Source organism: Gulbenkiania mobilis (assembly GCA_004346645.1).
Lineage (GTDB): Bacteria > Pseudomonadota > Gammaproteobacteria > Burkholderiales > Chromobacteriaceae > Gulbenkiania > Gulbenkiania mobilis.
Map to the genome: position 1 here is coordinate 1 of SMDA01000016.1, position 4,302 is coordinate 4,302.

Sequence of the window (4,302 nt, forward strand, 5' to 3'; positions counted from 1 at the left end):
GCTGGCATAGGTTGTCGATGGGCCGCTGATGATGCAGGGCTCGGTTTCGCCGTCGCCTTCCACTGTCCATAGCTCCCAGGTTCCGTCATTTTTCCAGCTGGGGATGGCAGTGTAGGGTTTGTCTTTCAGCGCAGCCAGCGCGGCATCCACTTCGGGACGGATTTGCAACTCACCCGAGTAGATATAAGGTGTCGCGCAACGGGCATCAGATCGGCTCATGTTCCGTGCTCCAGAAAAGGCCCAGCAGCGTGCTCGCCTGCAGGTAAATACCGGGGTTGCGTGCTTCACTCGGGCCAGCAATGTTGAGAATAGCGATGGGATGGCTAACCAACCAGTCTTGCCATGCAGCCAACAGCTCTTCTGTAGGGGCATGCACATCGCACAGCAGCAGCGGCTTGCCGTGTCCCGCCGCCAGATCGCGAGTAAGCAGGCTGCCGCCTTCCAGCCCGCCTCGGTAAATGATCAGCGTTGCATCAGCGTCCCGAACATTGTGCTTGGTACGCTGGCGGTAGCCGCTGGATTCGGTCTCCACCAACTGGTAGCGAGCATCCAGGAGGCCGTCAGCGGCCCGTCGGCCTGCCGGGCACCAGCCGCCGTGTGGAATTTGCCGGGCGATGGCGAAATCCAGCGCCGCCCGGTCTACGCCGGTTTGGCCGCCGGAGAGGATGCGCAGGATGTTCACCCTTGTCGCGTTGCGGCGACCGTGCAGCTTACTTGAACTTCGACGTTGGGCTGATCTGCCGACAGCTGGCCGATGCGCCCGCGCTGGCTGGCAAGCTTCAGTTGCTTGCGCGCCTGTTCCAGGCTGCGCTTTTCAATCACTGCGGTATAACTTGCACCCAGATCACCATCCGGGTCGATGAACAGCTCGATCCGCTTCACCGGCAGGCCGAATGCCGTGAAGCTGCGTGCCGGTGTCAGCGCCCAACTACCGGGAGCATTGGGTGCAATGCCGTCCAGCACGTGTATTGGAAAGGCTTGACGGCATTCCACGGCGGCAGCAATGGCCGGCTCGATCCGCAACCAGTGGTCGGGGTCTGGGGCAGTGCCATCCATCAGCACCACCGGCATGGCGGCCAGCAGCAGTGCGTTCATCCCTTGATATTCCTGATCCAGAAGCGGCGGTCATCGACCGTGAAATTGGGGTCGTAGCCGACCAGTGTCAGCAGCGAGCCGACATAGTAAAGGCCGAACTGATTCATCAGCCAGCGTTCCATCGCTGGGTCACTTGGCAGCTTACTGTACGGGGGGATTGGCCCGTCACCGCGAACCTGGCCGCTGGTTTTGCCGGAGATGGAAAAGCTCTTCCAGGTCAACACGAAATTGTTCGACTGTTTCGGCAGCTCCGGCGCGCAAAGCGACAGATTGCTGAAGCGCTCTGAGCGCTTGGCGTCGTGCCAGAGCACTGCGTCAAAGCGAATGCAATCACTGGCTTTGAGCGTGAGGCTGCGGGTCAGCGTCATCTGATCAGCCGGAATTTGCAGATTGCTGATCACCACCTTGGGCCACTCCGGGGCGCGACCGTCGGTAGAAAGATTGTGGCGCAAGGCGTTATGCAGTGGAGTGCCCAGCAAGCTGTTGCGGCTTGCCGCGCTTGCGGGCGTAGCCGCTTGCGACAGACTGGTTCCAATGGACTGTCCCAGTCCGCTCAGTGAATCCAGCGCCCCCTGCATGTCGGTTGTGGCGCAGCCCGTCAATACAAAAGGCAGAAGCAGCAAGCTCCGGTAGTGTTTCATCGCAGTTCCTCGCGAGGTTATCCGTTGAAGATGGCATTGAGCCGGGCGCACCAGATTTCCGCCGCCCGACGGCTCATGGGAAAACTGAGTACTGGTCGTTGCGGATCGGCGGTTTGCAGCTCGATGGCGAAGTTTTTGGCGCGTACCGTGCGCTCGAAGGTCGGCACGCTCATGCCGCTGGCGTTGACCTGACGGCTGCCGCCGTTCATCTCCATGCTCTCGACCTCGCGCCAGGTCATCCGCCAACCAAGCAGCCAGGAGAAGTCGTGGATTCGCCAGGTTTCATCCACGATTGAACAGACAGCCAGTTTGCGATGCTGCCGGTCAAACACCAGAAAGGCTGGCGCGGGGTAGCCCAAGAGATGCCCAGCATCGAACGACAGACCCTGCTGAGCGTTGAGCTCGGCTACAAGTGCCTGACAGCGGGCCTGCAAGCGCGCCAGAAAGCGGAAGGACAGCGTGAAAATCGCCAGTGAAATCAGCAGATAGAGCATCAACTCACTGGTCAACAGCCCCCACAGCGATGTCTGTGACAGGCGCGCAGGCCCCACGCCGACCATCGCCAGTACAAGAATCAGCGTAAGACCAGCGGCAGCAAGACCTGAAAGCCCAGCCACCGGAACTGCCAGCCCCGCCGCCGCTCCCACCCCCGCAGTCTTCCAGACGCTTGCCATACGTCATTTCCCCCATTTTGTTACTCATAGAGGCCATTTTATGGGGACTGCATTCAATTGTCACTTATAGTGCGGGCACTCATCGGGCGTAGCCCTATAGAGGGGGTACTCATAGAGTCATTTCTCTTTAAGAAGAGAGAAATATGGCCCTTGATCCCCGACTACGCTTCGGCCTGAAGCTGATAGAAATCAGAAAGACCAGAGGGTGGTCGCAAGAACGCCTAGCACTGGAAAGTGGCTTGGCGCGCAGCTACCTAGGGGGTGTTGAGCGTGGGCAACGCAACATCGCCTTACTCAACATCTTCAAGCTGGCCGAGGCGCTGGGGGTGGAGCCTTCAGTACTGCTGGAGGCGCCGGCGGCTGGACAGGAGCCTGCACCGTAACATCGTAGCGCTACGGTAGCGTAACGTTACGATGGTCACTGCCTAGTCGCTCGCGGCAGCTATCGCGGCCATGTGCTTTCAATGGAAAATAAAGTTCACTATAATGGCACTTATGCAATTTATTTGGCGTTAAGGGTCATATAAGTGACTTTTCACCTCTCGACTTCCGCCGAAATCCTGCACGCGCTGGGTGTTCGTCTGCGCGAGCAGCGGCTTGCCCAGTCGCTTACGCAGCGTGAACTGGCACAAATGGCCGGACTGTCCCTGGGGGCGTTGCGCAAACTCGAAAGCGACGGCCAGTGCTCGCTGGAAACGCTGGTCCGCGTCGCGCAGGCGCTTGGCTTGCAGGAGGCGCTGGACGATCTCTTTGTGCTCAAACGGCAATCCATCGCCCAGATGGAACAAGTAGACCTTGTCAGCCGCCGCCAGCGTGCGCCGCGCAAGAGAACATCATGAAGCTGCTTACCGTGCATTATTGCGGCTGGGGAGAAGACTGGCCGTTGGGACGCCTGGCCGATGACGGTCAATCCCTGCTCTTCGAATATTCTCCCGAAGCCCTGTCTCAGGGCTTGGAACTGTCGCCCTTGCACCTCAAGCTGCGTGCGGATGCCTACGGTGGTTTTCCGACCCATTTGCATCGCCTTCCGGGCCTAATAGCCGACAGTCTGCCTGACGGCTGGGGTTTGCTGCTGATGGATCGCCTGTTCCGTCAGCACGGCTTGCGCCATCCCGGGCCGCTCGACCGGCTGGCCTTCATTGGTGAGCGCGCCATGGGCGCGTTACGCTTCGTTCCGGCAAGCGACGCCGGCGCCCGGGAGCCCGACTGGTCCTTGCTGGCGCTGGCCGAGCAAAGCCGTCTCGCGCTCGCGGGCGAGGCGGGGGCAGCCCTGCGCGAGCTCGCGCTCACCGGCGGCTCACCGCAAGGGGCCAGGCCCAAGGCCTTGGTGCAGTACGACGCAATGACCGGGCAGGTCAGCACCCGTCCGGATGCGCCCGGCAGCCCCTGGCTGGTCAAGTTCCCGGCGCAGAACGAACACAAGGAGGTCTGCGTCATCGAGCAGCTCTATGCCGAGTTGGCTCGGGATTGCGGACTGGAAGTGCCCGAAAGTCGCTGGTTCGACCTTGGCCCTGAACTGGCCGCCTTCGGCGTCGCGCGCTTCGACCGGGAAGGTGGGCAACGTGTCCCGGTGCATAGTCTGGCTGGATTGTTGCAGGTGGATTTTCGCCTGCCCGGTGCCACCGACTACACCGCCTTCCTGCGGGCTACCCGTTTCCTGACGCGCGACGAGCGCGAAGTGGAGAAAGCCTACGCGCGAGCCGTCTTCAATGTGCTCTTCCACAATCGTGACGACCATCCCAAGAACTTCGCGTGGCGTCTCGGGCCTGACCGGCGCTGGCGTCTGGCACCGGCATTCGACCTGACCTTCAGTGAAGGCCCGATGGGCCAGCTTCACCTGGAAGTTTGCGGCGAAGGTGCTGCCATAGTTCGCCGGCATTTTTTGAGTCTGG

Annotated in this window: 8 protein-coding genes; 3 read left to right on the forward strand and 5 right to left on the reverse strand. The window is 60.9% G+C overall.

The window, feature by feature from the left end:
* From EV669_RS13870 to EV669_RS13890, 5 genes are all read right to left on the reverse strand, one after another.
* On the reverse strand, positions 1-219 hold a 219-nt coding region (locus EV669_RS13870), incomplete at its 3' end, for a hypothetical protein (protein WP_132099000.1).
* Positions 206-682, reverse strand: a complete 477-nt coding sequence (locus EV669_RS13875; RefSeq protein ID WP_132099001.1) for a putative molybdenum carrier protein — start codon at positions 680-682, stop codon at positions 206-208. The genes EV669_RS13875 and EV669_RS13870, both read right to left, overlap by 14 nt.
* A complete protein-coding gene (locus tag EV669_RS13880; protein ID WP_132099002.1) occupies positions 679-1,095 on the reverse strand; it encodes a hypothetical protein in 417 nt (138 codons plus the stop codon). Before EV669_RS13880 ends, EV669_RS13875 begins: the two co-directional genes overlap by 4 nt.
* The gene (locus EV669_RS13885; protein WP_053814603.1) at positions 1,092-1,736 is read right to left on the reverse strand and encodes a hypothetical protein; all 645 of its coding nucleotides are present in this window, start codon (positions 1,734-1,736) and stop codon (positions 1,092-1,094) included. The genes EV669_RS13880 and EV669_RS13885 overlap by 4 nt, the downstream gene beginning before the upstream one ends.
* A 17-nt stretch (positions 1,737-1,753) precedes the next feature.
* A complete protein-coding gene (locus tag EV669_RS13890; RefSeq protein ID WP_132099003.1) occupies positions 1,754-2,410 on the reverse strand; it encodes a hypothetical protein in 657 nt (218 codons plus the stop codon).
* 143 nt (positions 2,411-2,553) lie between these two features.
* Between EV669_RS13890 and EV669_RS13895 the strand changes: the two genes are divergently transcribed.
* The 3 genes from EV669_RS13895 to EV669_RS13905 all read left to right on the forward strand — a co-directional run.
* Complete coding sequence (locus EV669_RS13895) at positions 2,554-2,793, forward strand: helix-turn-helix domain-containing protein (protein WP_011806687.1); 240 nt, start codon at positions 2,554-2,556, stop codon at positions 2,791-2,793.
* A gap of 144 nt (positions 2,794-2,937) precedes the next feature.
* Positions 2,938-3,249, forward strand: a complete 312-nt coding sequence (locus tag EV669_RS13900; RefSeq protein ID WP_131863221.1) for a helix-turn-helix domain-containing protein — start codon at positions 2,938-2,940, stop codon at positions 3,247-3,249.
* Positions 3,246-4,302: type II toxin-antitoxin system HipA family toxin (locus EV669_RS13905; RefSeq protein ID WP_132099004.1), on the forward strand; the 1,057-nt coding region annotated here is incomplete at its 3' end. The genes EV669_RS13900 and EV669_RS13905, both read left to right, overlap by 4 nt.